General features: G+C 40.4%; 1 protein-coding gene. It reads left to right on the forward strand.

All coding sequences use genetic code 11. The annotated features are described in order from the left end of the window. Nucleotides 1-129 precede the first annotated feature (129 nt). Nucleotides 130-512: hypothetical protein (locus tag P20480_RS18180; protein WP_033025510.1), on the forward strand; the 383-nt coding region annotated here is incomplete at its 3' end.

Genomic DNA, 512 nt, shown 5'->3' on the forward strand with positions numbered 1-512 from the left:
GACTAAAGTCTATAGGTTAATTTTATTCACTTATTGAGTTTGTTTTTATCGTTTGTGAGGTTTGAGCTTTTACTCTAAAGTTCAGTTGTCGGCAACAAGCACGACTCAATTAATTAGGAAAGGCAAACCATGAAACGTACACTTTTAAAAACCATCGCTCTTGGCTCATTATTAACTTGCTCTGCAGCTGTAATGGCTGATTCAAGTGACTACAAATTAATGGTTATTGAAGCGCAAACTGCGCCGCAGCCGCTGGAACAATCGTTTAACAGCTGCGCACTGAATGTTAAGTCAAAAAACTACGCACAGGCTGAAGCTATTTGTACTAAAGCAATTGCACTTTTAAAAGATGCAGACGCACCACGATTTAAAGTACGCCAGCTTACCTCATTCGCGTTAAGCAACCGCGGTGTAGCGCGTTTAAAAGCGAACAACGAAACGGCTGGTCTTGCTGATTTATACGAAGCTAAATCAATGTCTAACAGTACAATGGTGTCGCACAATTTAACACG

The organism is Pseudoalteromonas sp. BSi20480, assembly GCF_000241365.1.
Taxonomy (GTDB): domain Bacteria; phylum Pseudomonadota; class Gammaproteobacteria; order Enterobacterales; family Alteromonadaceae; genus Pseudoalteromonas; species Pseudoalteromonas marina.